Source organism: Streptomyces sp. NPDC002446, assembly GCF_053595675.1.
This window is the reverse complement of sequence record NZ_JBSFYC010000054.1, coordinates 1-26,652: the sequence shown is the minus strand read 5'-3', so window position 1 is coordinate 26,652 and position 26,652 is coordinate 1. Positions and strand designations below refer to the sequence as shown.

General features: G+C 72.5%; 25 protein-coding genes. 7 read left to right on the top strand and 18 right to left on the bottom strand.

Annotation, left to right across the window (positions count from 1 at the left end):
• Position 1: 1 nt before the first annotated feature.
• Entirely contained in the window at positions 2 to 907 is a 906-nt protein-coding gene (locus ACWD6P_RS26390) for a helix-turn-helix domain-containing protein (RefSeq protein ID WP_451446640.1), read from the bottom strand.
• Between the two features lie 122 nt (positions 908 to 1,029).
• A complete protein-coding gene (locus ACWD6P_RS26385; protein WP_451446639.1) occupies positions 1,030 to 1,272 on the bottom strand; it encodes a DUF397 domain-containing protein in 243 nt (80 codons plus the stop codon).
• 194 nt (positions 1,273 to 1,466) lie between these two features.
• Here ACWD6P_RS26385 and ACWD6P_RS26380 point away from each other — a divergent pair, with 194 nt between their 5' ends.
• Together ACWD6P_RS26380 and ACWD6P_RS26375 are read left to right on the top strand one after the other, a co-directional pair.
• Positions 1,467 to 2,000 carry an ATP-binding protein gene (locus tag ACWD6P_RS26380; protein ID WP_451446638.1) on the top strand — a complete coding sequence of 178 codons (534 nt, stop codon included), beginning with the start codon at positions 1,467 to 1,469 and terminating at the stop codon, positions 1,998 to 2,000.
• 57 nt (positions 2,001 to 2,057) lie between these two features.
• A complete protein-coding gene (locus ACWD6P_RS26375) occupies positions 2,058 to 2,966 on the top strand; it encodes a LysR family transcriptional regulator (RefSeq protein ID WP_451446637.1) in 909 nt (302 codons plus the stop codon).
• A 33-nt stretch (positions 2,967 to 2,999) separates the two neighbouring features.
• Here the strand turns inward: ACWD6P_RS26375 and ACWD6P_RS26370 are convergent, their stop codons facing one another.
• From ACWD6P_RS26370 to mutA, 5 genes are read right to left on the bottom strand one after another with little or no spacing between them, the layout of a single operon-like run.
• On the bottom strand, positions 3,000 to 3,785 hold the full coding sequence (locus ACWD6P_RS26370; RefSeq protein ID WP_451446636.1) for a DJ-1/PfpI family protein: 786 nt from the start codon (positions 3,783 to 3,785) through the stop codon (positions 3,000 to 3,002).
• Positions 3,782 to 4,795: a GlxA family transcriptional regulator gene (locus ACWD6P_RS26365; protein WP_451446635.1), complete on the bottom strand. Its 1,014-nt coding sequence runs from the start codon at positions 4,793 to 4,795 to the stop codon at positions 3,782 to 3,784. Before ACWD6P_RS26365 ends, ACWD6P_RS26370 begins: the two co-directional genes overlap by 4 nt.
• On the bottom strand, positions 4,782 to 5,783 hold the full coding sequence (meaB, locus tag ACWD6P_RS26360; protein ID WP_451446634.1) for a methylmalonyl Co-A mutase-associated GTPase MeaB: 1,002 nt from the start codon (positions 5,781 to 5,783) through the stop codon (positions 4,782 to 4,784). Before meaB ends, ACWD6P_RS26365 begins: the two co-directional genes overlap by 14 nt.
• Before the next feature lie 11 nt (positions 5,784 to 5,794).
• Positions 5,795 to 8,005 carry a methylmalonyl-CoA mutase gene (scpA, locus tag ACWD6P_RS26355; protein WP_451446633.1) on the bottom strand — a complete coding sequence of 737 codons (2,211 nt, stop codon included), beginning with the start codon at positions 8,003 to 8,005 and terminating at the stop codon, positions 5,795 to 5,797.
• Positions 8,005 to 9,882, bottom strand: coding sequence for a methylmalonyl-CoA mutase small subunit (gene mutA / locus ACWD6P_RS26350; protein WP_451446632.1), 1,878 nt, complete (start codon positions 9,880 to 9,882; stop codon positions 8,005 to 8,007). The genes scpA and mutA overlap by 1 nt, the downstream gene beginning before the upstream one ends.
• Before the next feature lie 143 nt (positions 9,883 to 10,025).
• Between mutA and ACWD6P_RS26345 the strand changes: the two genes are divergently transcribed.
• Complete coding sequence (locus ACWD6P_RS26345) at positions 10,026 to 11,303, top strand: DUF4185 domain-containing protein (protein WP_451446631.1); 1,278 nt, start codon at positions 10,026 to 10,028, stop codon at positions 11,301 to 11,303.
• 21 nt (positions 11,304 to 11,324) lie between these two features.
• Here the strand turns inward: ACWD6P_RS26345 and ACWD6P_RS26340 are convergent, their stop codons facing one another.
• Genes ACWD6P_RS26340 through ACWD6P_RS26325 form a run of 4 tightly spaced genes read right to left on the bottom strand, consistent with a single transcriptional unit; the run spans position 11,325 to position 14,656 of the window.
• The gene (locus tag ACWD6P_RS26340) at positions 11,325 to 11,726 is read right to left on the bottom strand and encodes a DnaJ family domain-containing protein (RefSeq protein WP_451446630.1); all 402 of its coding nucleotides are present in this window, start codon (positions 11,724 to 11,726) and stop codon (positions 11,325 to 11,327) included.
• Between the two features lie 37 nt (positions 11,727 to 11,763).
• A complete protein-coding gene (locus ACWD6P_RS26335; protein ID WP_451446629.1) occupies positions 11,764 to 12,417 on the bottom strand; it encodes a hypothetical protein in 654 nt (217 codons plus the stop codon).
• Positions 12,414 to 13,952, bottom strand: coding sequence for an ATP-binding protein (locus ACWD6P_RS26330; RefSeq protein ID WP_451446628.1), 1,539 nt, complete (start codon positions 13,950 to 13,952; stop codon positions 12,414 to 12,416). The genes ACWD6P_RS26335 and ACWD6P_RS26330 overlap by 4 nt, the downstream gene beginning before the upstream one ends.
• The gene (locus tag ACWD6P_RS26325) at positions 13,949 to 14,656 is read right to left on the bottom strand and encodes a response regulator (RefSeq protein ID WP_451446627.1); all 708 of its coding nucleotides are present in this window, start codon (positions 14,654 to 14,656) and stop codon (positions 13,949 to 13,951) included. The genes ACWD6P_RS26330 and ACWD6P_RS26325 overlap by 4 nt, the downstream gene beginning before the upstream one ends.
• Positions 14,657 to 14,808: 152 nt before the next feature.
• Between ACWD6P_RS26325 and ACWD6P_RS26320 the strand changes: the two genes are divergently transcribed.
• Positions 14,809 to 15,585: a polysaccharide deacetylase family protein gene (locus ACWD6P_RS26320; RefSeq protein WP_451446626.1), complete on the top strand. Its 777-nt coding sequence runs from the start codon at positions 14,809 to 14,811 to the stop codon at positions 15,583 to 15,585.
• A gap of 105 nt (positions 15,586 to 15,690) precedes the next feature.
• Here ACWD6P_RS26320 and ACWD6P_RS26315 read toward each other — a convergent pair whose 3' ends face one another.
• The 3 genes from ACWD6P_RS26315 to ACWD6P_RS26305 form a co-directional block, all read right to left on the bottom strand.
• Positions 15,691 to 16,104 (bottom strand): SsgA family sporulation/cell division regulator, encoded by a 414-nt coding sequence (locus tag ACWD6P_RS26315; protein ID WP_451446625.1) that lies wholly within the window; start codon positions 16,102 to 16,104, stop codon positions 15,691 to 15,693.
• Between the two features lie 160 nt (positions 16,105 to 16,264).
• The gene (locus ACWD6P_RS26310) at positions 16,265 to 17,887 is read right to left on the bottom strand and encodes a PH domain-containing protein (RefSeq protein WP_451446624.1); all 1,623 of its coding nucleotides are present in this window, start codon (positions 17,885 to 17,887) and stop codon (positions 16,265 to 16,267) included.
• On the bottom strand, positions 17,884 to 18,402 hold the full coding sequence (locus ACWD6P_RS26305) for a PH domain-containing protein (protein WP_451446623.1): 519 nt from the start codon (positions 18,400 to 18,402) through the stop codon (positions 17,884 to 17,886). The genes ACWD6P_RS26310 and ACWD6P_RS26305 overlap by 4 nt, the downstream gene beginning before the upstream one ends.
• 161 nt (positions 18,403 to 18,563) lie before the next feature.
• Here ACWD6P_RS26305 and ACWD6P_RS26300 point away from each other — a divergent pair, with 161 nt between their 5' ends.
• The gene (locus ACWD6P_RS26300; RefSeq protein WP_451446622.1) at positions 18,564 to 19,301 is read left to right on the top strand and encodes a TetR/AcrR family transcriptional regulator; all 738 of its coding nucleotides are present in this window, start codon (positions 18,564 to 18,566) and stop codon (positions 19,299 to 19,301) included.
• Between the two features lie 9 nt (positions 19,302 to 19,310).
• On the opposite strand, the gene ACWD6P_RS26295 is transcribed toward ACWD6P_RS26300, so the two are convergent.
• Positions 19,311 to 19,736: an SsgA family sporulation/cell division regulator gene (locus ACWD6P_RS26295; protein ID WP_451446621.1), complete on the bottom strand. Its 426-nt coding sequence runs from the start codon at positions 19,734 to 19,736 to the stop codon at positions 19,311 to 19,313.
• 635 nt (positions 19,737 to 20,371) lie between these two features.
• Between ACWD6P_RS26295 and ACWD6P_RS26290 the strand changes: the two genes are divergently transcribed.
• Positions 20,372 to 21,379, top strand: a complete 1,008-nt coding sequence (locus ACWD6P_RS26290) for a WD40/YVTN/BNR-like repeat-containing protein (RefSeq protein WP_451446620.1) — start codon at positions 20,372 to 20,374, stop codon at positions 21,377 to 21,379.
• A gap of 84 nt (positions 21,380 to 21,463) precedes the next feature.
• On the opposite strand, the gene ACWD6P_RS26285 is transcribed toward ACWD6P_RS26290, so the two are convergent.
• Together ACWD6P_RS26285 and ACWD6P_RS26280 are read right to left on the bottom strand one after the other, a co-directional pair.
• On the bottom strand, positions 21,464 to 21,970 hold the full coding sequence (locus ACWD6P_RS26285; RefSeq protein WP_384432695.1) for a MarR family winged helix-turn-helix transcriptional regulator: 507 nt from the start codon (positions 21,968 to 21,970) through the stop codon (positions 21,464 to 21,466).
• A 297-nt stretch (positions 21,971 to 22,267) separates the two neighbouring features.
• Positions 22,268 to 24,058 (bottom strand): FUSC family protein, encoded by a 1,791-nt coding sequence (locus ACWD6P_RS26280; RefSeq protein ID WP_451446619.1) that lies wholly within the window; start codon positions 24,056 to 24,058, stop codon positions 22,268 to 22,270.
• Positions 24,059 to 24,434: 376 nt separating this feature from the next.
• Here ACWD6P_RS26280 and ACWD6P_RS26275 point away from each other — a divergent pair, with 376 nt between their 5' ends.
• Positions 24,435 to 25,067: a TetR/AcrR family transcriptional regulator gene (locus tag ACWD6P_RS26275; RefSeq protein WP_451446618.1), complete on the top strand. Its 633-nt coding sequence runs from the start codon at positions 24,435 to 24,437 to the stop codon at positions 25,065 to 25,067.
• Positions 25,068 to 25,089: 22 nt separating this feature from the next.
• Here the strand turns inward: ACWD6P_RS26275 and ACWD6P_RS26270 are convergent, their stop codons facing one another.
• Positions 25,090 to 25,401 (bottom strand): hypothetical protein, encoded by a 312-nt coding sequence (locus ACWD6P_RS26270; RefSeq protein WP_451446617.1) that lies wholly within the window; start codon positions 25,399 to 25,401, stop codon positions 25,090 to 25,092.
• Positions 25,402 to 26,652: the final 1,251 nt, after the last annotated feature.

The window sequence follows — 26,652 nt, the reverse complement described above, 5'->3', positions numbered from 1 at the left end:
CTCAGTTCTCCTTGAGGAGCCGCTCCAGCATCGCCAGAGACTCGCGCGGTGACTCCGACTGCGCGCTGAGCCGGTCCATCACGGCGAGGTAGTGATCGACGTCATCGCGCTTGTCCAGATAGAGCGCGCTGGTCAGCTGCTCCAGGTAGACGATGTCCGGCAGGTCCGGCTCCAGGAACCGCAGGATCGTGATCGGACCACCGGCCGCCGCCAGACCGCCGAGGCTGAACGGGGCGATCTGCAGGGTGACATTGGGCAGCTCGGAGAGTTTCAGCAGATGTCTGAGCTGCCCCGCCATCACCTCTCGGCCGCCCAGCGGACGGCGCAGCGACGCCTCGTCGATCACGGCCCACACCCGCGGCGCGTCCGGGGTGGTCAGCAGCTCCTGGCGGTGGATGCGCAGCTGGACCCGTCGCTCGATCTCGTCGGGCGTGGACCGCGGATGGCCGAGCTGCGCCACCGCGCGGGCGTAGTCCGCCGTCTGCAACAGCCCGGGGACGAACTGGACTTCGTAGGTGCGGATCACCGAGGCGGCCTCTTCGAGACCGAGGTGCGTCTCGAACCATGCGGGCAGTACATCGCCGTACTGGTGCCACCAGCCGGGGCTGCTGGTGCGGCCGGCGAGTTTGAGGAAGTCGGAGCGGACCGCGTCGTCCGTGACGTTGTAGAGCGTCAGCAGGTCGGCGACGTCCCGCTCCTTGCAGCTCACCCGGCCGAGCTCCAGGCGGCTGATCTTCGCATGGGAGCCGCGGATCGCGTCCCCGGCGGCCTCGCGGGTGATGCCTGCCGCTTCCCGCAACCGGCGCAGCTGTGTGCCCAGCACGATGCGCAGAACGGTCGGGCCGCCCCGCGGGTGCTCCAGATAGCGGCGCAGGGACGGTTCGCTGCTCGGCTGCGCGGCAGGCATGCTGACTCCCCTGAGTGGTCGGGCGAACGCCCAGTGTCCCATCGCCGCGAGTCCTCGTACAGGCGCGGCGACTATACGGACGACATATGCGCCAATCGCGGCGGCATATGCCTCCGGTTTTCTCAGTCGCGGGCGACGAGGTCGTCGAAGTCGCCGTCCTTGGCGCCCTGGACGAAGGCCGCCATCTCGTCACGGGTGTAGATCAACGCCGGCCCCGAGGCGAATCGGGAGTTGCGCACCGCCACCCCGCCGTCCGAAAGGACGGCCAGCTCAACGCAGTTGCCGCTGGGGTTGCTACGACGGCTCTTGCGCCAGACGGCGCCCTCGATGCTGGTCGCCTGCATGCCGTTGGTCACCGGCTCCATAACAGCTGCTCCCTTGCTGGAGGAGAGTCCTCCGACCGATCCCGGGCCCGCGATCACGTTGGCGTGAACGGGCCCCTGTGCGGCCGTACTTGCCGATGTAATTGCAGATGCACTTGCATCAGCGGACGGCCGACGAGGATATTAGCTCTCCGAGGCAGTCCGGCCCAGACCCGAAGTCCCTTGCGGAGATGGTGATGACCGCACATCCGGCAGAGACCGTGCACGACGCCCTCCGGGAGGAACCGTGTGAGGAGACCTGGTGGATGCCCGGCCCCGACGGCTTCGCCGCCTGCGCGCTCAGCAGCTCCGCGCACACCGTCGCGGAGGCCCGGAAGTTCACCAGGGCGACCCTGACGAACTGGCGGCTGTGTGCCGGGGTCACCGAGGACGCGGCGCTGGTCGTCTCCGAACTCGTCAGCAATGCGCTGCGCTACGGCACCCGTCGCGCCGAGCGGGGTGGCGCCCCCGCCGTCCCGGACGCCCAGGACGGCCCCGCCGACGACGAGCGCTTCTGCCCCGCGTGGCTCGCGCTGACCCGGCAGGAAAGCGCCGTGCTGTGCGCGGTCTCCGATGCCGGTACCAGCGCCCCCGTCGTCCGGCCCCAGGACCCGCTGGCCGAGTCCGGGCGCGGGCTGCACATCGTCGACCGGCTGAGCGAAGCCTGGGGGTGGACGCCGCCGGACCCCATGGGGAAGACGGTGTGGGCGACGGTGTCGCTGCGCGGCTGAGCAGGTATGTGACGATTCCCGGGTCGCCGACGTCCGAGCGGGAGGCCCGAGAAGCCGATGGATCTGCTGTCCCTGCGCTACTTCCGGGTGGTCGCGCGCCGTGAGCACATCAGCCGGGCCGCCGAGGAACTACGGGTGGCCCAGCCCTCGGTGAGCCGTACGGTCGCCCGCCTGGAGGCCGAGCTCGGTGTGCCGCTGTTCGACCGGCAGGGACGGGCCATCCGGCTCAACCGCTACGGCGCCGCGTTCCTGACCCGCGTCGAGCGTGCGCTGGACGAACTCGACGACGCCCGCCGGGAGGTCGCCGACGCCGCCGGACTCGATGACGGCAGCGTCGCCGTCGCCGCGGAGACGCTGCTGCCGCTCACCGAGCTGCTGGCCGGATTCCGGGCCGCGCACCCCGGGGTGACCGTCCGCTGCCTCCAGGCCACACCGGAGGTGATGCTGGAGCGACTCCGCGCGCGGGAGGTGGACTTCTGTGTGGCCTCGCAGCCGCTGGCCGGGCCCGGGCTCGGTGCGGTGCGGCTGCTGCGCGAAGAGGTGCTGCTCTGTGTGCCGGCCGGGCATCCGCTGGCCGGGCGGGGACGGCTCGCGGTGACCGACATCGCGGAGGAACCGTTCATCACCACCCGGCCCGGCCACTGGCAACGCACCTTGCTGGACCGGCTGTTCGCGGGGATCGGGCGCCGCCCGGTCATCTCCTGCGAGGGCGACGAGCCCGGCGCCACCCACCATCTGATCGGTGCCGGCCTCGGCATCGGCCTGATGCCCTCGCTCGCCCGTCCCGATCTGGACCGGGCACCACTGGCCTGGCTGAGGCTGGATGCCCCCGACTGCGTACGGACCCTGAGCCTGGTCCGCCGCGAGGACAGCTACCTCTCCACGGCCGCCGGGCGGTTCCGTGAGATGGCCGTCGCGCACTTCGCCCAGCGAAGGCATGTGGAACGGCGTGACGAGGCGGGCTAGTTGGGGGCCCGCGGGTGAGTGGCACGCATCCGGTCACTCCTGGGATTCGGCGAGCAGCCGCAGGGCCAGTTCCCTGAGCCGGGGGTCGGCTTCGGCCGCGTTGCCGGAGTCGAAAGGGGGCTGCGGGTCGTATTCGACGGCCAGTTGGATCGCCTTCGCCGTGGTGTCCCCGGCGATCCGGGCGGCCAGGTAGAGGGCCATGTCGATGCCCGCCGAGACCCCCGCCGCCGTGATGATCTTCCCCGACCGCACATAGCGCTCGGGCAGGTAGGTCACCGGGAACTCGGACTCCAGGTAGTCGGCGGAGGCCCAGTACGTCGTCGCCCGCCGGCCGTCCAGCAGCCCCGCCGCGGCGAGCACCAGCGACCCGGTGCACACGGAGGTGGTCCAGCGGCTGCGCCGGTCGATCCGCCGGATCCAGCTCAGCAGCGCCTCGTTGCGCATCGCCCCGGTCGTGCCGCGGTTGCCCGCGCCCGGCACCAGCAGGACGTCCAGGTGCTCGACCTCGGAGATCGCACGCTCGGCGAGCACCGCCACGTCCCCGGTGTCCGTACGGACCGGACCGCGCCGCTCGGCGATCATCGTCACCCTGGCGCCCGGCAACCGCGACAGCACCTCCGCGGGCCCGGTGGGGTCGAGCAGGCTGTAGCCGTCGTAGAGGAGGATGCCGATGTCCGGTCCCGGGCGGGGCGGCCGCTCGGCGTGGGCGACGCCGGTCTGGGTGCTGCCCGCGGTGGCGAGCGCGGCGGTGGCCACGGTCCCGCGGAGCAGCGTGCGCCGGGTGGTCGAAGGGGTGCCGGATGTCGTCGGATGCGTCATGGCAAGGGAGTCTGCGCCGCCGACGCCCCGCGTGCCCGCGGCATGTCCGGCATCCTGCGAATCCTGTCCCCGCTGACGCCGTAGTGGTCCAGGAACGCCTGCCGCAGGGTCTGCGCGGACCGGAAGCCGCAGCGACGGGCGATCACGGCCAGCGACAGCTCGCTGGAGCGCACCAGATGCGCCGCCGCCTCCGTGCGCGCCGCCCGCACCGCACGCGCCGGGGTCGTCCCGAGATGCGCGGAGAACAGGCGGGTCAGATGACGGGTGCTCACTCCCGCCCGCGCCGCCAGCGCCGCCGGCGTCAGATCCTCGGAGAGATGGCCGGCGATATGGCCGGCGAGGTCCCGCACCAGCCGGTCGCCCGGCGGCGGGGCGGCCAGGAACATGCTGATCTGCGCCTGGTCGGCGGGGCGGTGGAGGTAGGAGACCAGCTCCCGGGCGACCGAGCGGGCCAGCGTCGGCCCGTGGTCGTCCTCGATCAGCGACAGGGTCAGGTCGAGCGCGCTGGTGACCCCGGCGGAGGTGTACACATTGCCGTCGCGGATGTAGAGCGGCCCGACGTCGACGGCCACGGCGGGGTGGCGCAGGGCGAGCTGCTCGCCGTACGCCCAGTGCGTGGTCACCCGCCGGTGGTCCAGCAGCCCGGCCGCGGCGAGTACGTAGGTGCCGGTGCACACCGAGGCGATGCGGCGGCTGCGTGCGGCCAGCCGCCGTACCTGGGCCAGCAGTTGCTCGTCGGCCGACGCGCCCTCGTACCCGACGCCGCCCACGACGATCAGCGTGTCCAGCGCTCCGGTCACCGCCGCCAGATCGCGCCCCGCCCCGAGCACGATGCCGGCCGAACTGCGGGCCGCACGGCGGCCGAGGGTGCCCAGCTCGATGGCGTACGCAGGAGCCGCGCCGTAGCGGTTGGCGATGTCCAGAGCACCGCTGGGCGAGGCGATGTCGAGGATCTGCGCGTCGTCGTAGGCCACGATCAGGACGCGCCGCCGGTCGTCAGGCCTGCGCACCGTCCGCCGGCCCGAACGCCGCCAGCAGCCGCTCCGCCGCCAGCGTCGCGGTGATCTCGCCCTCGCGGACCGCACGTTCGACGTCCGGGCCCAGCCGCCGGACCTCCGGGTGTTCCTGGAGGCGGTCGATGAGCCGTTCGCGGACCATCGACCAGGTCCAGTCGACCTGCTGGGTACGGCGGCGCTCGGCCAGCGCGCCGGTGGAGTCGAGGAGGGCGCGGTGCTGCTCGACGCGCTCCCAGAGGGCCTTCAGGCCGGTGCCCTCGCGGGCGCTGCAGGTCAGCACGGGCGGCGTCCAGGCCGCGTCCGCCGGCTGCAGCAGCCGCAGCGCACCGGCCAGTTCGCGGGCCGCGGAGCGGGCGTCCTTCTCGTGCGGACCGTCGGCCTTGTTGACGGAGACCAGGTCGGCCAGCTCCAGTACGCCCTTCTTGATGCCCTGGAGCTGGTCGCCGGTGCGCGCCAGGGTCAGCAGCAGGAAGGTGTCGACCATATTGGCCACGGTCGTCTCGGACTGTCCCACGCCGACCGTCTCCACCAGGACGACGTCATAGCCGGCGGCCTCCATGACGACGATGGACTCGCGGGTCGCGCGCGCCACGCCGCCCAGCGTGCCGGACGTGGGGGAGGGCCGGACGAACGCCGCCGGGTCGGTCGCCAGCCGCTCCATCCGGGTCTTGTCGCCCAGGATGGAGCCGCCGGTGCGGCTGGAGGACGGGTCGACGGCGAGCACCGCCACCCGGTGCCCCATGCCGGTCAGCAGCGTGCCGAGCGCATCGATGAAGGTCGACTTGCCGACGCCCGGCACCCCGCTGATGCCCACCCGGCGCGCCGAACCGGAGTACGGCAGCAGCTCGACCAGCAGCCGCTGGGCTGCCGCCCGGTGGTCGGGCCGGGTCGACTCGACGAGGGTGACGGCGCGGGCGATCCAGGCCCGGGAGCCCGCCCGGACCCCCTCGGCGTACCGTTCGACATCGATCGTCGCAGGCATGACCCCCCGCTCTACAGCTCGTGGCCGAGGACCGACGCCAGGTCCCGCACCAGGTCGTGGGCGGCCTCGGGGATGACCGTGCCAGGCAGGAAGACCGCGGCGGCGCCCATGTCGCGCAGCGGCTGTACGTCCTGCGGCGGGATCACCCCGCCCACCACGATGGTGATGTCGTCGCGCTCCTCAGCGGCCAGCGCCTCCTTCAGCGCGGGCACCAGCGTCAGATGCCCGGCCGCCAGCGACGACACCCCGACGATGTGCACATCCGCCTCGACCGCCTGGCGGGCCACCTCCGCCGGCGTCTGGAACAGCGGGCCGACGTCCACGTCGAAGCCCAGGTCGGCGAAGGCCGTGGCGATCACCTTCTGGCCGCGGTCATGGCCGTCCTGGCCCATCTTGGCCACCAGGATGCGCGGCCGGCGCCCCTCGGCGCGCTCGAACTCGGCCACCAGCGCCCGGGTGCGCTCCACACCGGAGGAGGGGCCCGCTTCGTCTCGGTACACACCGGAGATCGTACGGATCTGGCCGGAGTGCCGCCCGTAGACCGACTCCAGTGCGTCCGAGATCTCGCCGACGGTCGCCATCGCGCGGGCCGCGTCCACCGCCAGCGCCAGCAGATTGCCCTCAAGTCCCGTGCCGGGACCGGCCTTCGCCGCCGCGGTGAGCGCCCGCAGCGCGTCCTGGCAGGCGGCCTCGTCCCGCTCGGCCCGCAGCCGCTTGAGCTTCTCGATCTGCTGGGCGCGCACCGCGGAGTTGTCGACCTTGAGGACCTCGATCTCCTCGTCGGTCTCCACCCGGTACTTGTTGACCCCGATCAGCGCCTGCCGCCCCGAGTCGATCCGGGCCTGGGTACGGGCCGCGGCCTCCTCCACGCGCAGCTTCGGGATACCCGCGTCGATCGCCTTGGCCATCCCGCCGGCCGCCTCGACCTCCTCGATGTGCTGCCAGGCCCGCCGCGCCAGATCGTGGGTGAGCTTCTCGACGTATGCGCTGCCGCCCCACGGGTCGATGACCCGGCAGGTGCCCGACTCCTGCTGGAGGAAGAGCTGGGTGTTGCGGGCGATGCGGGCGGAGAAGTCCGTGGGCAGGGCCAGCGCCTCGTCCAGCGCGTTGGTGTGCAGGGACTGGGTGTGGCCCTGGGTGGCGGCCATCGCCTCCACGCAGGTGCGGGTGACGTTGTTGAAGACGTCCTGCGCGGTCAGCGACCAGCCCGAGGTCTGCGAATGGGTGCGCAGGGAGAGGGACTTGGGGTTCTTCGGGTCGAAGCGCTGGACCAGGCGCGCCCACAGCAGGCGGGCCGCGCGCAGCTTGGCGATCTCCATGAAGAAGTTCATGCCGATCGCCCAGAAGAAGGAGAGGCGCGGGGCGAAGGAGTCCACGTCCATCCCGGCCGCCATGCCCGCGCGCAGGTACTCCACCCCGTCGGCGAGGGTGTAGGCCAGCTCCAGGTCGGCCGTCGCGCCCGCCTCCTGGATGTGGTAGCCGGAGATCGAGATGGAGTTGTAGCGCGGCATCTTCTGCGAGGTGTACGCGAAGATGTCGGAGATGATCCGCATCGAGGGCTGCGGCGGGTAGATGTAGGTGTTGCGGACCATGAACTCCTTGAGGATGTCGTTCTGAATGGTCCCGGCCAGCTTCTCGGGCGGTACGCCCTGCTCCTCGGCGGCCACGATGTAGAGGGCGAGTACGGGCAGCACCGCGCCGTTCATCGTCATCGACACGGTCATCTTGTCCAGCGGAATGCCCTCGAAGAGCTGCCGCATGTCGTAGATCGAGTCGATGGCGACGCCCGCCATGCCGACATCGCCGGTGACCCGCGGGTGGTCGCTGTCGTAACCGCGGTGCGTGGGCAGGTCGAAGGCGACGGACAGGCCCTTCTGGCCGGCCGCGAGATTGCGCCGGTAGAAGGCGTTGGACTCCTCGGCGGTGGAGAAGCCGGCGTACTGCCGGATCGTCCAGGGCTGGTTGACGTACATCGTCGGGTACGGACCGCGCAGATACGGCGTGACCCCCGGGTACGTCCCCAGGAAGTCCAGGCCCGCCAGGTCCGCCTCGGTGTACAGCGGTTTGACGTCGATGCCCTCCGGCGTCTCCCAGGTCAGGTCCTCGACGCCCTTGCCGGTGGCCTGCTGGACGGCCTCGGCCCACTGTCCGGCGTCGACCGGGGCGGCTGCTTCGATGGGGTCTTCCAGCTCGATCCCGCTGAAGTCCGGGATGTTCACCATCACGCCACCTCCATGACGTCCAGGGCCGAGGACAGCACCTCGACCGCGTCGCAGCCCGCGAAGACGAAACCGTCCACCCCGGCAGCCGCGAATTCCTCCCGGCGCTCACCGGGCTTGCCGGCCAGATGCACCCGCAGCGCGCCGGCGGCCTTCAGCGCGTGTGCCACCGGCGCCGCCTGCTCGGCGTACACCGCGTCGGCGGAGCACAGACAGGCGATCTGGGCGCCGCTGCGGGCGAACGCCTCGGCCACGGAGTGGGCGTCCACGGTCTCCTGCACCGTCTCGACGCCGCCCGCCTGGAAGAGGTTGGCCGCGAAGGTCACCCGGGCGGTGTGCGCCGCCACGGGGCCCAGCGCGGCCAGGAACACCTTCGGGCGGGACCCGGTCGCCGCCAGGTGCGCGTCGGAGCGCGACCGCAGCCGCTCGTACGCATCGTCCCTGCGCACCCGCGGCAGCCCTCCGCCGATCGGCGCGGGGGCCGGCTCGCGCTGCACGGGCGGCTCGGCGAGGTGCGGGAACTCGCTGACACCGGTGATCGGTTCACGGCGGTGCGCCAGGTCCTCGGTGCGGCGCGCCCAGGTGCGCGCGAGGCGCTCGCCGAGCATCCCGGAGCGCAGCGCCGCGGCCTGGCCGCCCGCCGCCTCGATCTCCTGGAAGAACGCCCAGGCCGCACGGGCCAGCTCGTCGGTGAGCTGCTCCACGTACCAGGAGCCGCCCGCCGGGTCGATCACCTTCGACAGATGCGACTCCTCCAGCAGCACCGACTGGGTGTTGCGGGCGATCCGCCGGGCGAAGGCATCGGACAGGCCCAGCGCCGCGTCGAACGGCAGCACCGTCACCGCGTCCGCGCCGCCCACGCCGGCGGACAGCCCGGCGACCGTGGTGCGCAGCATGTTCACCCACGGGTCCCGACGGGTCATCATCACCGTGGAGGTGACCGCGTGCTGGCGCTGCGCGGACGCGCCGGGCGAGGCCCCGCACACCGTGGCGACCCGCGCCCACAGCCGGCGGGCGGCGCGCAGCTTGGCGATGGTCAGGAACTGGTCCGCGGTCGCGGCATAGCGGAACTCCAGCTGCCGGCAGGCGTCGTCGACGCCGAGGCCGTCGCCGGTCAGCTGCCGCAGATACGCGACGCCGGTGGCCAGCGAGGCCCCCAGCTCCTCGGCGGCCGAGCCGCCGGCCTCGTGGTAGGGGAGTGCGTCCACCGACAGCGCACGCATCCCGGGCGCCTGGTCGGTGCACCGCCGCGCCAGCCGGGCCGCCGCCTCCAGCTGGACGCGGAGCTTGCTGTCGTCGCCCGTACGGGCCAGCAGGCCGAGCGGATCGGCGCCCAGAGCGCCGGCGGCCTCCCGCAGCGGCGCGCCCGACGCGGTGTACAGCCGCAGCAACTCCTCGGCGGCCGGGGCGAAATCGGCCCCCGCGTCCAGGACGACCGCGGCCAGGTCCAGATAGACACCCCGGAGCGCCTCTTCGAGACCGGCCACCGGCACCCCGCCGTCCCCGACGGTCAGCCAGACCGAGGTGACGCCGTTCTCCAGGTCGGCGAGCACCGCCTCATTGGCGCGCCGCGGATCGCTCTGGACGTGGCGCTGACGTACGTCCCACCCGGCGACGGTCGTGCCCTCGGGGCGGCCGGCCCGTACGAAGGGCGGGAACCCGGGGTGGCCGGGGGCGGCCGGCCCGTTCTCGGCGGTGTAGAGCGGGCGGATGCGGATCCCGTCCTGGAGATCCGTGGCGAGCGCGTCCTCGGCGGCGGCGCCCGTTGCCTCTGTGACGCCCGATTTGCGCAGCACGCCTTCGACGAGGCGCTGCCACTGCGCTCGGTCGGCATCCGGGAAGGCGGCAGCCAGGGGGAGTTCGGGGGACTCGGCGGTCATAGCAGCAGGCTAGGCGAACGACCGTTAGCCGGAGCAGGGGATCCAGCTGTGACGTTGCACTCGTTGACCTCTCATGGATGTTCATATCTATGCGCGGGTGACCGGTTCGCTACGGTGGGCGCGGCACCCGAGCGAGGAGCGCGATGTCCAAGGCGCCGACGATCCGCACCACGGCCGCCGCCGCCCTGCTCCTGGCCGCCGCCACGCTCCTCTGGGCCCTGCCGAGGACGTCCGCCCCGGACCGCGCGGCGGACTGCGCCGGGCGCCGGATCGCCTCCTGGACCGTAGATTCCCGGCATACCGCCGAATTCGCCCGTTATGGCGAGGACAACGCCCGGGTGGACGACTGGACCGGCGGCGACGGCACCCACTCGGTACGCCTCCCCGACGGCCGTACGCTCTGGCTCTTCTCCGACACCTTCCTCGACCGGATCCAGCCACCGCCCAACCCCCAAGGGGAGAACCACGGTTGGCGCACCGCCGACCGCGGCGGCACCCCCTTCCTCCGGCACAACTCCGCCGTGGTGATGTCCCGTTCGGGCCGGCTGGAGCGCACCCTGACCGGCGGCACCGCGGCCGCCCCCGGGCCGTTCTTCCCCGACCCGGCGGGCGGCGGCTGGCGCTGGCCCGTCCACGCGAGCGTGGAGCCCCGCAGGCCCGGGGCGATCGAGCAGGTCGTCCGCGTCCTGCTGTGGAACCGCGCGCCCGGGACCGGGCCGTGGATCTTCGGGGTGCCGCGCAGCACCGAGGTCGCCACGCTCTCGCTGCCCGACCTGCGCCTGGAGGGCATCGAGGAGACCGTCGCCCCGGGCGCCACGGACCCGGGGCGGCGGGTCCTGTACGGTGCCGCGGCGGTGCGGGACGGCGGCTGGACCTATGTCTTCGGCGGTGACGACCCGCCGTCCGCCCCCGGCTCCAGCGCCTATCTCGCCCGGGTCCCGGCCGGGCGGCTCACGGACCGGAGCGGCTGGCGGTTCTGGGACGGTGCGCGCTGGCAGCGGCGGGCCGAGCGGGCCCGGCCGGTGCTGGCGGACGGCGGCCGGCGCGGCGTGGGCAGCGCCTTCACCGTCGTACGGGACGACGGGGGGACCTGGGTGCTGTTCACCATGGACACCGGGGCAGGCGGCGCGGCCGCCCTGCGGACGATCACCGGCTACTGGTCCTGCTCCCCCCAGGGCCCCTGGCACGGCCCGGCCGGCCGCCTCACCCCGCCCCGCCCACCCGCGCCCGACCCGCAGCACATCGCCGCCTACAACCCCCAGGCGCACCCGGAATTCACCGCGGACGGGGGCCTGCTGCTCAGTTACGACATCAACTGGCTGGGGCCGCCCGGAGTCCCGGCCGATCCCCGGGTCAACGGCGATGTGGAGCTGTACCGGCCGCGGTTCGTGCGGGTCCGGATGTCGGCCGCGGGAGAGTGACGGCGGCCCGTCCGGTGCAGCTCAACTGCCGTGCCGTTCCCGCCACTTGGCGGCCTGCTCGTCGATGTCGAACGGGATGAGGTTCAGCGGGGGGCCTTCGAGCGGGGTGCGCAGCGCGGCACGGATCCGCTCGTTGACCGCCGTCAGGATGCGGCGCAGCGCGGCCTCGGTGGGCGCGTCCGCCGCGGCCTTGAGCGCGTCCTCAGCATCCTTGCGCAGGGCGAGGCTCGGCGGCAGATAGGAGAGGTGCTCCCGGCTCATCTTCTCCTTGATCCACCACATCTCGTCATAGGGCTGGTCGAGGTGGCGCAGCGGCTTGCCGGCCCCGGGGAGGTCGGCGAAGTCGCCGCGCTCGGCCGCCTCGCGGATCTGCTTGTCGACCCAGGTCTCGAAGGTGACACCAGGTGGCTTGCGGTCGGTCATCGCATCTCCCCAGGAAGCGGCCGCTCGGTCTGCGCTGTCAGCCTACGCTGCTGTCGTCCCCCTCGCCGGTGCCGCTGCCCTGCCCCCCGCCCGTGGGGGTGGGCTGGACCACCGGGAAGGCGTTGTTGCCGCCGCACACCATGGGGCCGACGCGGACCGTGTCGCCCACCAGGGTCACGCTGACCTGCCCCGGCGGCTTGTCCCCGGGCACCCGGGCATTGGCCGCGGTGCACACCAGCTGGTTCAGCGAGGCGGAGTCCAGCAGCTTGGCGTTCATCGGCAGGGTGATCACGACCGTGCCCTGGCCGGTGGCGGCGGTGAGCGGGCCGGGGAACTTCGGCAGCACGCTCGACAGGCCGCGCATCCGCTCGGCGTGGTTGGGCCCCTCCATCAGCAGCTGGATGGCCTGCTCCGGATCGACCGGCGCCTTCGCCGGCCGGGTCGCGGAGCGCAGTCCGGACGGCCCGTAGAAGAACAGCTGGACATCGGCCACCGTCTGGCCCGGCGACTTCACACCGCTGGCGGGCTCACCGGCGTCGATCACATCGGTGGGCGCGATACCGCAGCCGCTCAGCGCACCGGACAGCACACCGGCCAGCGCACAGGCGAGCGCGCCGGTGATCACACCGCCCAGCACCCGCCGCCGGACCCGCACTGCGCGCAGGGCGTTTCGGTCATTCGTCGCGCTCATCCGTCGTTCTCTCTCCCGGCGCCGGCGGTCCGCCCGGCGCCCGTCTCGCCCGTCTCGCCCGTCTCGCCCGTCTCGCCGGGCTCGGTGTGGCGCAGCGGCAGATCCACCGTGAACACCGCACCCCCGTCGGGGGAGTTGGCGGCGCGCAGAGTGCCGCCGTGCAGCCGTACGTTCTCCATCGCGATGGCCAGCCCCAGACCGCTGCCCTCCGAGCGGGCGCGGGCGGAGTCCGCCTTGTAGAAGCGCTCGAAGACATGCGGCAGGACCTCCGGATCGATGCCGGGGCCACTGTCGGAGATCTCGATCAGCAGCCGGCCGGCGCCCGGCTCCGGGGCGTGCAGCACCACCCGGACCGGCTCGCCGCCGTGGTGCAGCGCATTGCCGACCAGATTGGCGACGACCACATCGAGCCGCCGCGGGTCGACCCGGGCCCGCACATCCGCCGGCAGGTCCGCCGTCACCCGCTTCTGCCAGGCCCTGGCCTGCAGCGTCTTGCGGATGGTCTCGGCGACGTCGACCTCGTCCGGATGGAGCGCGGCGGCGCCCGCGTCGAACCGCGAGACCTCCATCAGGTCCTCCACCATCCGCGCCAGCTTGCCGGTCTCCTGGCTGATCAGCCGGACCGCGGAGGCGGTGTCGGGGTCGAGCGACTCGGCGTCCTCGTCGAGCACGTCGGTGACCGCGGTCATCGCCGCCAGCGGCGTGCGCAGCTCGTGCGAGACGTCGGCGGCGAACCGCCGGGAGTTGGCCTCCAGGCGGCGCAGCTCGGCCATGCTCTCCTCCAGCCGGGCCGCCATGTCGTTGAAGCTACGGGACAGATCGGCGAGCTCGTCGGCGCCCTTGACCTCCAGCCGGGTGTCCAGCTTTCCCTCGGCGATCCGTCCGGCGGCCTGCCGCAGACCCCGTACGGGCCGCAGCACCCCGCGCGCGGCGAGCAGCGCCGGGATCACGGCGAGGATGAGCACCGGCAGCGCGCCCCGCTGTGCGGCGCTCACCAGCGCCTCGACATTGGACTCCTCGGCGTTCAGCGGCAGCTGGGCGTAGACGGACAGCGCGGAGGCCTCGCCGTCGGACTGCCGGACCGGCATCCCGATCAGCAGCCAGGGGTCACCGGCCCGGTCGATGCGCTGGAACGCGGGCACATGGCGCTTCTCGACCGTCGCCTTGAGGTCGGCCGGGACCGTCACGCTGCGCCGCAGCCCGCCCTCCTCACTGTCCGGGACACCGCGATAGTGCACGGAAATGTCCCATTCGCGGGACTTTCCGGAGCGCTCCAGCTGGACCCGGAAGTTGTCCAGGTCCGCCTGGGCGGGCGGCACCGTGAGCTCCGGCGCCAGCGAATTGACCTGCGCCCGCAGATCGTTGACGGCGATGTCCTGGGAGCGCTGGAGGATCGCGTTACGGGCTTCGCGGTAGGTCAGCAGCGCGGTCGTCAGCGCGCTGATCACGGCCACCACCAGGAACGCCACCACGAGCCGGGCCCGCAGACCGCGCAGCAGGGTGCGGGAGGGCACCCGGCGGCCGAGGCGGTTCACAGGGGCCCGAAGCGGTAACCGAAGCCGCGCACGGTCTGGACGTAACGGGGGCTGCGCGGGGTGTCCTCTATCTTCGTCCGCAGCCGCATGACACAGGCGTCGACCAGCCGCGCGTCGCCGTGGTAGCTGTGCTCCCACACATGCTCCAGCAGCTGCTGCCGGCTGAAGACCTGCCCGGGGGTGGCGGACAGGAACAGCAGCAGCTTCATCTCCGAAGGAGCCAGCGCCAGGTCCTGGCCGCCCTTGGCGACGACCAGCCCGGCCCGGTCGATGGCCAGTTCGCCGTAGGTCTCGACCGGGGCGGGGCCCGGTTCCGGGGCGGCAGGCGCACCGTCCGCGGGCAGCGCGGTACGGCGCAGCACGGCGCGGATGCGCGCTTCGAGGACCTCACCGCGGGCCGGCTTGACGATGTAGTCGTCGGCCCCCGCCTCCAACCCGAGCACCACGTCCAGATCGTCGCCACGTGCCGTGAGCATGATGATCGGCAGCTGCCGCTCGGCCCGGATCAGCCGGCAGACCTGGAAGCCGTCCTTCCCGGGGAGCATCAGATCCAGCAGCACGATGTCGGGGCGGAAGACCGGCAGGGTCGCCAGGCCCTCCTCGCCGCTGGCCGCGGCCGCCACTTCATGGCCGCGCCGCCGTAGCGCGAGGGTCACTCCGTCCCGTACGGCGGCATCGTCCTCGATCAGAAGTACACGTGGCATGGGTTCAGTATCAATAACTTTCATGATGGATCCGTAACAGGAGCAGCCTGCCCGGCCCGGGGCGCATCTGTCGTGGTGGAAGGCGACGGGCCGAGGCACCGCCCGTCGCCGTCCGACACGGACACCGGCACGGTATGAGGGACGGGATCGGCATGGCACGGCGCTTCGGCATCGAGGGCGGGATCATCGGAGTGGCCGCGGCGGCAGTGGTGTCGCTGGCGGTGGCGGGCGCGCTGGCCTTCGCCCAGCCAGGGGCCTCCGAGGCCGAGGCGGACAGCCCCGGCTCCGCGCAGCAACAGCCCAAGCGGGCGCCCCGGATCACACCGGTCGACCCGTCCATCGTGCACGCCTCGGACCGCCCCGGCCGCAGCCTGAACATCACCATCGACGACGGGCCGGACCCGGTCTGGACCCCGAAGGTGCTGGAGGTGCTGAAGAAGCACGACGTCAAGGCGGTCTTCTGCATGATCGGCCCGCAGGCGAAGGCCCATCCGGACCTGGTGAAGCAGGTGGTGGCCGCGGGGCACAAGCTCTGCGACCACACCACCAGCCACAACACCGGCATGGACCACCAGCCGCAGGGCTACCAGTCCCAGCAGATACTCGACGCCCAGAAGATGATCGAGGAAGCGGCGGGCGGCGCGCCGGTCGAGTACTACCGCGCCCCCGGCGGCGCGTTCACGCCCTACAGCCGGCAGCTCGCCGCCGAGCACGGCATGCGCCCGCTGGGCTGGAACGTCGACAGCAAGGACTTCGAGGGCGGCAGCGTCGAGATGATCGAGGCGACGGTGCGCGGGGAGCTCCCCAACGGGCCGACGGTCCTCTTCCACGACGGCGGCGGCAACCGCGCCCGGACCGTCGAGTCGCTGGACCGGCTGCTGCCGTGGATGAAGCAGCAGGGCTACGGCTTCGGGTTCCCCAAGCGGTAGGAGTCCGGCTGCCGCGGAGGGGAAGCGACGGAGCGGGCCCGCAGGGGACCCGCTCCCTCGTGTTTCCCGGCTCGTGTTTCCCGTTCGCGCTTCCCGGCCTGTGCCTCACGCCGCGCCGAACAGCTCCGCCAGACCGCGCTCCAGCCCCAGGTACGCCGCCTCGTCGCCCGCGGGCACGGCCGCATAGGACCGGGCGAGGAACCGCCGCACCTCCGCGGTCCTCAACTGGACCATCGCCACGCCCTCGTCCGCATGGAACTCCATCACCGTGCGGTCCGGGCCGCACGGCCGTACCCGCACATCGCCCCGCCCGGCCGGTGTCCGCAGCCCCTCGTCCAGCAGTTCGCGGGCGAACGCCCAGTCCACCGCCGAGCCGTCCAGCGAGATCTCCGGCGGGAAGGACATCCGCACCGCCAGCGGATCGGCCGGCTGGTAGTGCAGTACGGCGGGGACCGCATGCGGGCCGGCGGTGGCAGCGAGGAGGCGGACCTGGACGGCTTGGTCGATGACGGGGTTCATCGCGCTGCTCCCTCATGGCTGCCGGGCGTGGGCACGGGCATGGGCAATGGCTCGTCCAGTAGGACGCTGTGCCCACGCCCGCCGTGCATACGACGGGCGTGTGAGGTGCCTCACGTTTGGCGGGCGGCTTGAGCGGTCGCCACCCGTCCGTCCGTACCCCTTACGGCAGTTGCCCCCCTCCGTGCCACCGCTCACCGGGCCGGACCAGGAACTCGTCGAGGATCCCCGGCGCCGCCACCGCGGCGAACGCCGGCGCGTCGCCGGCCGCGAGGTCCCGGACGCGGTAGCCGTCCTCGCCCGCCGCGACCGCCGCGGTGAGCGTGACCAGCCCCGACCGGCGGGTGAACGGCGAGGTCGAGAACGTCCAGGCGGCGACCGCCGTGCGCTGGAGGGCGACGGTGTCACGGCTGAAGGTCCCCGAACGCGCCACCAGATACGGCCCCTGGACGGCGTGCCCCAGACTGCGGTACGCGTCCCCGGCCAGCCACAGCACCATCGGCGTGCTGAGCACCGCGTAGATCCAGGCACCGTGCAGCAGTACGGGCGTGAACGCCGCTCCGAGACCCGCGAGGACCGCGGTGCCCGGCAGCACCACGCACAGCAGACCGCGCACCCGGCGCCGGCGCAGTGCGGCCCGCGGATGCGGCACCAGCGGCGCCGGTGACACGCTGCCGGGGAACGGCGCGCGCAGTGTCCCGCTCGCCACCCGCAGCGCCTCCGCGCGGGGCGCCGGCGGCAGCAGCCCGCTGCGCTTGCGGTTCTCCTCGCGGTTGCCCAGTCCGCCGGCCACCGCGCGGACCAGCGCGCCTCCGCCGGCCCGCAGCAGCAGCGGCTCCCGCAGCACCACACCGCGCAGCCGGTCCCGTTCGATGGTGACCGAGCGGGTGGTGAACAGCCCCCGGCGGACCCGCAGTGTGCGCGCGTCGGTCCACTCCAGGCTGTAGTTCCACCAGTTCTCGACGTACAGCGCGACCGCGCCGGCCGAGCCGAGGGCGAGGACGGCCAGCAGCGCCGCCGGGATCGTCAGCCACAGCGCGCTCGCGCCGAACTCGGCGAACGCCTCCCGGACGAAGCCGATCTTCCACGGCTCGATGCCGATGCCGTCCAGCACCCGGTAGACCGATCCGGCCACCACGAACACCCCGCCGACGACCCAGAAGGTGAGCGGTGCGTAGCGCAGCCAGCGCCAGCTGATGCGGGCCAGCACCGGGTCCTTCGCGGCCCCCTCGGCGTCCGCGCGGGCGAGCAACTCCGCGCGCAGCCGGTGCGCTTCAACGACCGTGAGCGCCTCCAGGGACAGCTCGCCGCCGCCGTCCGCCGAGCCCGCCGTGCCGGCCCGCAGCACGGTGACGCCCAGCAGCCGGTGCAGCGGCGACGCCGTCAGATCGACGGTGCGGATCCGGCGCAGCGGCACACTGCGCAGCCGCCGGTTCAGCAGACCGCTCCGTACGTCGAGGGTGTCGGCGGTGACCCGGAACTCCGTACGGGCCCAGCGGATCAGCCCGATCACGGTGACGACGGCGAACGAGGCGGCGATGGCGGCCAGCGTGATCCAGGCCCTGGCGGTGATCCGGCCCCCGGTGGCCAGCGCGGTCAGCGCCATCGAAGCGAGCGGCGCGCCCATCCAGCCGCAGTGCACCAGAAGGGTGCGCGGATCCAGCCGCCGCCACTCGGGCGCGGTGGAGGGGGCGGCGCCCGGTACGGCGAGGGCTTCGCCGTACCCGCCGGACACGCCGTACTCGCCGGACACGCCGGGCACCTCGGGAGGCAGTGGCGCGCTCATGTGGCATCACCCGGCACGTCCTGCGCGGCCTCGCCGATCAGCCGGGACAGCTCCTCGGCGTCGGCGTCGGAGAGCCCCGCGATCTTGATGTCGCCCGCGGTCGAGGCGGTGGTGACGGTCACCGTCGCCAGTCCGTAGCGCCGCTGGAGCGGGCCGCGCACCGTGTCCACCGTCTGCACCCGGGACAGCGGCGCGATCCGCCGCTTCTGCCAGAACCAGCCGCCCGCGGCGTAGACCGCGCGGCCGCCCAGCTCCCAGGCGTGCACCGCGTACCGCCACCGTGGCATCAGCACGAGATAGCAGAGCGCCGGCAGTACGAGCACCACCAGCAGCAGCGGCCCCAGCCAGGGCAGCGCACCGGGGAAGAACAGCAGGGACAGCACCGCCATGACGAGGGCGGTGAGCAGCATCGGGCCGCTGAGCGTCAGCAGGGCCTGCAGGGTCCACCAGCTGCGGGCCCGGGGATCGACGCGGTGGCGGGGTGGGCGCAGGAGCGGGGCGGCGTGCTCGGGCATGAGGGAGTCACCGTTTTCCAAGTCAAGCGTATTGAGTAGCGATACGTTATAACGGTACAAGCGACTTGTAAAAACCGGCAGAGGCCCCGAAAACAGGGCCATGCGCGAGGAACCGCGCACGGTGAACAGTGGTCGCGCAGCCCGATAGGAAGGTCTCGTCCGTGCCGAAGAAGGTCGATCACGAAGCCAGGCGCCGGGAGATCTCCGAGGCGCTCTGGCGGATCACGGGCAGCCGCGGCCTCGACGCCGCGAGCCTGCGCGATGTCGCCGCGGAGGCCGGCATCTCGCTCGGCCGGCTCCAGCACTACTTCCGCACCAGGGACGAGATGCTGGTCTTCGCCCTACGGCACATCAACGAGCTCGCCGCCCTCCGCATCCGCGAGCGGATCGAGGCGCTCACCGACGAGCCGACCCCGCGCGAGGTGCTGCGCGCCTGTCTGACGGGCATGCTGCCGCTGGACGACAAGAGCCGCATCGGCCTGCTCGTCGGCGCCGCCTACTACGCCCGCGCCGTACACGACGCGACCCTGCGCGCCGAGGCCCGCAACGGCATTCCCCAGCTCCGCGCCTTCTTCGCCGACCAGCTCCGCCGGGCCGCGGAACGGGGCGAGCTGCCCCCGGAGCGCGCCACCGAGGACGAGGCGATGCTGCTGATCAGCGTCGCCGACGGACTCGCCACCTACGTCCTGCTCGAAGTACACGAGCCGCAGACCGCGCTGCGGCTGCTGGACCTGCACCTGGCGAACCTCTTCGCACCGGGGGCGGCGGCGACGGCGCGGGCGGCGACGGCGACGGCGCGGGCGGCGGCTCCGGGTCGGGGGGCGGACGTGGCTCGGGGGGTGGATGCGGCTCGGAGGGGGGATTTGGGTGGGGCGCCGGGTGTGGAGCCCGGCGACTAGCGGAGCGGCCTATGCCTCCCGCAGGAGGGCGGCGAGGTCGGCCTCGACGTCCAGATGCTGTGCCTCGTCGCCCTTCGGGACGATCTCGTACGACCGGATCAGGAAGCTCCGCAGATCCCGCATGTCGAACTGCACCACCGCCATCCCGCCGACGGTATGGAGCTCCACCACGACGGCGTCGCGCTCACCGGCCGGGTCGCCCGGCCAGATCTGCACATCGCCGGCCCCGGCCGGCCCGTACAGGCCCTCCTCCAGCAGCTCCCGCCCGAACATCCAGGTCACCTCCGCACCGTCCAGGGACGCGGCAGGCGGAAAGACCAAGCGCACCGCGAACGGGTCGGCGCGGTCGTAACGCAGGTTCGCCGGAATCACCCGCGACCGGGGAGCGGTCGCGATGAGACGGGCCGAAACGGCTTGGTCGATGACGCTGGACATCGCCGGCTCCCTTGTAATCGATGCGGATCCCTGGGGTGACAACCACTAGGACGGCCAGGTCATTGCCTCAGGTGCATTGGATTCCCATGAATTCCCATGGATTCCCGCGTGACCTGCGTCACGGGGGAAGCCGAATGTGCGCCTATGGACGGCCATATCGCGTCATTCACGCGGCACCAGTGGTGGTGACGGCCCGTCAAGAAGGATGCCCGTCCGTCAACTTGCCCTCGGTGGCGGCCGGATGGCGGCCCGATGGCCTGGACGGGGTCGCCGCGCTGGACTAGCTTCCAGCGGACAACACGAGCGGGGTGGGGCGAATGCGGCGCTTGTTGCACAGCGGGTTGCACTGGGACAGGACCACGAGCGGGCTTCCGCTCAGGCCTCGGGCCGTGCACCGGGTGGCCGTCACGGCGGTGGCGGTGATGGCGGTGGCGGCGGCGGTGGCATCCGTGGTGGCCGTAGCGCCTGGACCGTCGGGGGTGGACGGCTCCAGCCGACCCCTCGGCGTCGATGGGGGGCTGGTCGCCGCCGACCGGCAGGCCCCAGACGTCGGTGTCGGTCCGCGTTCCCAAGGTGTCGGTGTCGGTCCGCGTTCCCCAGACATTGGCGTCGGTGTTGGTCCGCACTCCCCAGACATGGGTGTCAGCCGAGACTCCCAAGGCATCAGTGTCGGCTGGCAGCTCAAGGACAGCGGCAGTACCGCCCGCTTCCGCGGTCTGGCGGCCGTCAGCCGTAGCACCGCCTGGGTCGCCGGCACCGGCGGCACCGTGCTGCGCACCCACGACGGCGGCAAGCGCTGGAGCGACATCTCCCCGCCCGGCGCGGAGGCGCTGGAGTTCCGCGACATCGAGGCGTTCGATGCGCGCCGCGCGGTCGTCCTCGCCATCGGTGAGGGAGAGGCCTCACGCGTCTTCCGCACCGACGACGCCGGCGCCACCTGGACCGAAAGCTTCCGCAACACCGACCCACGCGCCTTCTACGACTGCCTGACCTTCTTCGACCAGCGGCACGGCATCGCGCTCAGCGACCCCGTGGACGGCAGGTACCGCATCCTGTCCACCGGGGACGGCGGCCGCACTTGGCGCGTACTGCCGTCGGACGGCATGCCCCCGGCGCAGAACGGCGAGGCCGCGTTCGCCGCCAGCGGCCAGTGCCTGGTCTCCGCCGGCAGCCGCGACGCCTGGATCGCGACCGGCGGCGGCGCCACCGCCCGCGTCCTGCACACGGCCGACCGCGGGCGCACCTGGTCGGTCACCGACGCCCCCCTTCCGGCGGGCGACCCGGCGCGCGGCGTCTTCGCCCTCGCCTTCCGCGACCGGGCCCACGGCCTCGCGGTCGGCGGCGACTTCCGCCCCGACCAGCCCTCGCCCCGCGCCGCCGCCCTCAGTGACGACGCCGGCGCCAGCTGGACCCCGTCCACCGCACCCCCGAAGGCGTACCGCTCCGGCGCCGCCTGGCTCCCGCACTTCCGGCGGCTCGCCCTGGCGGTCGGCCCGTCCGGCAGCGACCTCACCCTCGACGGCGGCCGCACCTGGCACCCGTTCGACCAGGGCTCGTACGACACCGTCGACTGCGCCCCCGACCTGGGCTGCTGGGCAGCGGGCGAGCGGGGCCGGATCGCGCGACTGGGACTGGGACGGTGAGGCGGTGCGACTGAGGCTGGAATGGACTGAGGCTGGAATGGTGAGGCGGGTGCATCTGGAGCCGTGACTCCCACCCTTGCCCTCTCACTCCATGAGACTGCCGAGCCGCCCCTCCAACACGACGAGCAACTCGCCCAGCGCCGCGGAGAGTTCTTCCTGCCGCTGATCACCGATGCCGTCGAGCAGCGCCGCCTCGTACCTCAGCTGTTCGGGCAGCAGCCGGTCGATGGTTTCGCGACCCTCATCGGTGAGCGAGAGGTGCGCGACACGGCGGTCCCGGTCGTCGGGCCGCCGGGCGATCAGCCCCCGCTCCTCCAGCTGCCGTACGCGCTTGGTCACCGCCGCACCGGAGGCGAAGGTCTCGCGGGCGACCCGGCCGGGGGTCAGCTCACGGTCCATCCGGCGCAGAGTGCCGAGGATGTCGAACTCGGGCCGGGTGAGTCCGGCCCGCCGCAGCGGCGCATCAGCCGCCTGCTGCAGCAGAGCGGAACAGCGGTTGAGCCGCCCGATCACCGCCATCGGGCCGGTGTCCAGCCCGGGGTGCACCTGCTGCCACTGGCGCAGCACCCCTGCGACGATGTCCTCGGTCACCCGCACTCTCCTCTCGGCCATGCCGTACGCCCGCTCGGTCCGGTCCGGTCCAGTCCAGTCCAGTCCGGGCGATCGGGGCGCCGCCGCGGCGGACGGCGCAACAACCCGTCCGGCGCCTGAGCACATGAGCACCTGAGCACTGGGCACCGAGCCCCCGAGCACTGGGCACCTGAGCACTGGGCCTCCGAGCACTGGGCTCCTGATCGCTTGGACGGGACCTCTCTGATCTGATCGCTTGGACAGGACTTCATTGTGCCTGCCGGGCGGCGCCGTCCGCCGCGCGGGCGGGCGTACGGGTCAGGCGGCCAGCGCCGGTGCCGAGAGCCGCCGGACGAGCCCGGCCAGCGCACGGTGACCTTGTTGCTCGGCGATGGCGATCCGCTCCTCCGGGACGGTGCGCTGCCACCACTCGCCGGCCGCCACCTCCACGGCCTCCCGCAGCTCGACCAGACAGCCGGCCAGCCGGTCACGCGCCTGGTACGTCTCCCGGGCGTCGTCCGCCCCGGGCGCCGCCCCCGCCGTGAGCAGCCGGACCGCGGCGGTCTCCGCCTCCGCCAGCCGCTCCAGCGCGACGTCGATACGGTCCGCCGCCCGCCGGTTGGTGACCACGACACAGCAGGCCAGGCCCACCGCGGCGCCCACCACGGTGTCGATCCAGCGGTCCGTGATCAGGGTCGCGGCCGGCAGATGACTGCCGAACTCCGTCAGCAGCAGCGCCATCGGCGTGACGCATACGGAGCCCAGCCAGTAGTTGCGGGTGATGCACGCCTCCGCCCCGAGCTGGAAGCCCAGCGCCAGCACGATCATCGCGAGCTGCCCGGTGTGGATCAGCGGCAGCAGCGCGGTGAAGAGCAGCAGACCGAGCAGATTGCCGAGGGTGCGCTGCAGTGCACGCTGCCAGGAGAGAGTGGTGTTCGCCTGGTAGATCGAGGCCGCGGTCACCACGGCCCAGTACGGATGCCCGACCCCGACCGCCATCGAGACCCAGCCCGCCAGCACACATCCGGCGGCGACCCGCGCACCGATGGGCAGCAACGGCGACCCCGGCGCCAGCCGGGCGACCACCGCACGCATCCCGCTCGGATGCCCGTGCCCGGGAGCGGACCACCCCGGACGAGCGGCCGGGGCCCCGGCAACCTGCGGCAGGGGCCGCCCGCCGCGCAGCTCACGAGCCCAGAGGAGGAGCAGATCGACGACGGCTTCGCCCTCGGCAGCGCTTCTGCCGCAATCGGCACGGATACCGGGTCCGGCACTGGATCCGGCACTGGATCCGCCCCCGGACCCGGTGCTGGTGGTGACGTCGGCGCAGACGGCGACGGGGCCGGACTCCTGACCTCCGCCGACCGCCACCCCATCGCTGCAGCTCGGCACCGCATCGCTGCAGCTAGGCACCGCATCTGTGCCGCTCGGCACCGCATCGCTGCCGCCCAGCACCGCCTCCGCCCGCACCAACAGCCGTTCGAGCCCGGCCCGTGCCGCGGCCTTCTCCGGGGTCCGGGCTGCCGGGACCAGGGACAACGTGTGCCAGGCTGCGTTCACAGCGGTCGCGGCGGCATGCCGGACGTGCGCCACCCCGGCCCCCCGCGCAGCGCCCGCCCCCGCTTCCGTACGCAGCAGCGCGGCCGCGGCCTCCAGCGCGCGGGCGGTCGCGATCCGCTCCGGGCCGTGCGGACGGACCAGTGCCGGCGCCATGCACACCAGCCACGCGAGCACACCGGCGCCGAGCGCCAGCGCCATATGCAACGGCACCTGCCCCAGGCGCTGCGGCACGAAGAACGCCGACGCAGCGATAAACGTCAGGATGAGGTTCCCCGGCGGACCGATACGCGTCGCATCGCAGACCATCTTGTGGACGGCGGCGAGCAGCGAGGCGAGTACCACGAGCACTGCGGCCGAGGCGATCAACGAGGCAGCGGTCAGCGCCACACCCAGACTCGCCACCATGCCGAGCACGATCCAGCACAGGGTGCGGGCGCGGGCGCCGTACGGCAGACCGTGCGCGTACAGGGCACACATCGCCCCGGCCGAGGTGTAGAGGATCAGATCCAGCCGGCCGAGGGCGAACAGCGTGAGGTCGGGAATCGCCATGGCAACGACCGCGCTGAGTGCCGGCTTGTGCCAGATATCGACCGGGCGGCGCAGCCGAACAGTGCTCCTGAACGGCAACGGCCGTGCACGCACCACGCCCGTAGGCCCAGCGCTCCCTCTCTCCCCGCGCTTCCCCGCAGGCCTGGCGTGCTTCCCCATACCGAGAAGATTAACAGGTGTTTTACTAGTAAAACTATCCCGCTCGGGAGCCCGACGTCCTCGGCCCGAAGGGCTCAGGGTGCACCGAAGGCTCGGGGTGAGACGGAGGGCTCGGGGTGGACGGAGGAGGCTTCGCGCTGCATCCGCCCGCCGAAACGTACTGCGTCTGCGTCCGCCCGCCGATATGCGCCGCACGCTTGAGAGCGACAATGGCCGGGTGCCAGCCGCCAAGAAGAAGACGACCCCCGCGAATGCCTCCCCGGAGCGCCGCCGCGAACTGCTCAACACCGCGGCCGAGGTCTTCGCCGCACAGGGCTACAACGCCACCACCGTCCGCCGGATCGCGGACGAGGTCGGCATCCTCGCGGGCAGCCTCTACTACCACTTCGATTCCAAGGAATCGATGCTGGACGAGATCCTCTCCACCTTCCTGACCGAACTATGGGACGGCTACGACGCAGTGCTCGCCGCGCGGCTCGGCCCGCGCGAGACCATCGAGGCCCTGGTCACGGAGTCCTTCCGGGAGATCGACCGGCACCGCGCGGCCGTCGCCATCTATCAGAAAGAGGCCAGGCACCTGGCTGCCCAGCCCCGCTTCGCCTACCTCGCCGACTCCCAGCAGAAATTCGAAAAGGCCTGGCTGGGAACCCTGGAACGAGGCGTGACCGACGGAGTCTTCCGCGCCGACCTCGACATCCGGCTCACCTATCGCTTCGTCCGCGACACCGTCTGGGTCGCGGCGAGCTGGTACCGGCCGGGCGGCCTGCACAGCCCCGAGGAGATCGCCCGCCAGTACCTCTCGATGGTCCTGGACGGCATCGCTGTACGCGACGCCCGATCCGCCCGGTGATCCACCCGGCCCGGCAGGCCACTCAGCAGGTCGTGTTCTTCACATACAGCGCCCGCGGCGTCCGCGTCGTGCCGTAGCGGAATTCCTTGGTGTCGCCCTTGGAAAGCTGGCCGTGCCGGTCCTTGTGATGGGGGACGACGATGGTGAAGCACGCGATGCGCCGGCCGCACAGATTCGTCAGGCGGACGTACCGAGAGCTGCCCTTGTTGAGGTACTTCCGCACCTTCACACACTGAGGCGGCCGCTCGGCGGCTGCCGCCTCCGCAGCGGTGGTCACGGTCAGTGAGGCGCTGCACGCCACTGCTGCCAGCGCTATGGCCAGTATCTTCCGCACGTCATCTCCCCCGAGAGAAATTCAGACTCAGACTCCCCCTGCGAAACCCCTATCCGGCTTCGCACGTTCATTCCCCATTGTCCATACCTGCCTCAGTAAAATCAGCCCCAGGCGCCGCATGGGGACACAAGTGCTACACAAGAGCGACCTTTTCGATACCGGTCCGGACGACCTTAATTCGTCCACTACCGTGCATATCGCTCGAAATCCACCCACATAGCGTCAACCTGTACCGATCCCGACGGCCGCGCCGCCCCCCCATCCCTGTGTACGCCGTCGCCCCGACCACAGCTCACCAATCGCGCAAACGCCCAGGTGAACCGTGGGATATCAGCCACCCAAGGAACGCGACGAACGCCGACCACGATCGACCACAGGACGCAGTACGCCACCCCGCCCCACGCTGTATCCCGCCCATGCACAGCCAGCCAGTCCCACCCCCGACGGGTGACCCTGCCCATAACCTCCGGCGCGCCCTCCCACTCCCAGTGCTCCTCGGCAATGCCACTCCCGATCACCCTGATCACCTTGATCGCCTTGATCGGCACCCAGCCCGGCAACCGCGCCTCCATGCCCCTCCGGGGCCCCGCCCCCGCCCCCACCCCGCCCCTCCGCTCTCTCGCATGCCCCGCGCACGGCACATCTGCTCGCGCCCACCCCGCCCCGCGGCGAGCAACCACGTCTGGCGAGCCGCCCCGAAGCCATGACACGCACCAGCCACCGGGCTTGCCGGGCCCGGCCCATGAGACGCCGGGCGGAGGCGCTTCCTGCCCGGGGACGCGAGCCGCGGCGCGAGGGCCGTACCTGCCCAGGGGCGTGAGCCGCCGGGCCGGCCCGCGATTCGCTGGCCCAAGGCGCCCACCCGGATCCGCGTGCTGACGGGCCGGTGTCCGGGCCTGCTCGGATCCGCGAGCCGACGGTCCTGCCCGCGAGCCGCCGGACGGAGGCGCTTGTCCTGGCACACGAGCCGAGGTGCCGAGATCCGGGCCTGGCCGGATCCGCGAGTTGCCAGACCGAGGCGCTTCCTCGGGTATCCGAGTCGCCGGGCCTTCCCGCGAGCCGTCGGACGGCAGCCGAGCGTGCTCGGGGTCGCGAGCCGCCAGGTCTGCTCAAGTTCGCAGGCCGCGGGCTGCCCGCAGCCTTCCCGCGAGCTGCCCGGCGGAGGCTGGGCCCGCCCGCGGCATACGAGCCGCCGGGCCTGGTCGGGTGCGTGGGCCGCCGGGGCGAGACCCGGGCCTGGTCAGGCCCGCG

Excerpts from the sequence above, each read along its gene's own strand:
- ACWD6P_RS26390 (WP_451446640.1), bottom strand. The coding sequence starts at position 907 with ATGCCTGCCGCGCAGCCGAGCAGCGAACCGTCCCTGCGCCGCTATCTG.
- ACWD6P_RS26385 (WP_451446639.1), bottom strand. The coding sequence starts at position 1,272 with ATGGAGCCGGTGACCAACGGCATGCAGGCGACCAGCATCGAGGGCGCC.
- ACWD6P_RS26380 (WP_451446638.1), top strand. The coding sequence starts at position 1,467 with ATGACCGCACATCCGGCAGAGACCGTGCACGACGCCCTCCGGGAGGAA.
- ACWD6P_RS26375 (WP_451446637.1), top strand. The coding sequence starts at position 2,058 with ATGGATCTGCTGTCCCTGCGCTACTTCCGGGTGGTCGCGCGCCGTGAG.
- ACWD6P_RS26370 (WP_451446636.1), bottom strand. The coding sequence starts at position 3,785 with ATGACGCATCCGACGACATCCGGCACCCCTTCGACCACCCGGCGCACG.
- meaB (WP_451446634.1), bottom strand. The coding sequence starts at position 5,783 with ATGCCTGCGACGATCGATGTCGAACGGTACGCCGAGGGGGTCCGGGCG.
- scpA (WP_451446633.1), bottom strand. The coding sequence starts at position 8,005 with ATGGTGAACATCCCGGACTTCAGCGGGATCGAGCTGGAAGACCCCATC.
- mutA (WP_451446632.1), bottom strand. The coding sequence starts at position 9,882 with ATGACCGCCGAGTCCCCCGAACTCCCCCTGGCTGCCGCCTTCCCGGAT.
- ACWD6P_RS26345 (WP_451446631.1), top strand. The coding sequence starts at position 10,026 with ATGTCCAAGGCGCCGACGATCCGCACCACGGCCGCCGCCGCCCTGCTC.
- ACWD6P_RS26340 (WP_451446630.1), bottom strand. The coding sequence starts at position 11,726 with ATGACCGACCGCAAGCCACCTGGTGTCACCTTCGAGACCTGGGTCGAC.
- ACWD6P_RS26335 (WP_451446629.1), bottom strand. The coding sequence starts at position 12,417 with ATGAGCGCGACGAATGACCGAAACGCCCTGCGCGCAGTGCGGGTCCGG.
- ACWD6P_RS26325 (WP_451446627.1), bottom strand. The coding sequence starts at position 14,656 with ATGCCACGTGTACTTCTGATCGAGGACGATGCCGCCGTACGGGACGGA.
- ACWD6P_RS26320 (WP_451446626.1), top strand. The coding sequence starts at position 14,809 with ATGGCACGGCGCTTCGGCATCGAGGGCGGGATCATCGGAGTGGCCGCG.
- ACWD6P_RS26315 (WP_451446625.1), bottom strand. The coding sequence starts at position 16,104 with ATGAACCCCGTCATCGACCAAGCCGTCCAGGTCCGCCTCCTCGCTGCC.
- ACWD6P_RS26310 (WP_451446624.1), bottom strand. The coding sequence starts at position 17,887 with ATGAGCGCGCCACTGCCTCCCGAGGTGCCCGGCGTGTCCGGCGAGTAC.
- ACWD6P_RS26305 (WP_451446623.1), bottom strand. The coding sequence starts at position 18,402 with ATGCCCGAGCACGCCGCCCCGCTCCTGCGCCCACCCCGCCACCGCGTC.
- ACWD6P_RS26295 (WP_451446621.1), bottom strand. The coding sequence starts at position 19,736 with ATGTCCAGCGTCATCGACCAAGCCGTTTCGGCCCGTCTCATCGCGACC.
- ACWD6P_RS26290 (WP_451446620.1), top strand. The coding sequence starts at position 20,372 with ATGGGTGTCAGCCGAGACTCCCAAGGCATCAGTGTCGGCTGGCAGCTC.
- ACWD6P_RS26280 (WP_451446619.1), bottom strand. The coding sequence starts at position 24,058 with ATGGCGATTCCCGACCTCACGCTGTTCGCCCTCGGCCGGCTGGATCTG.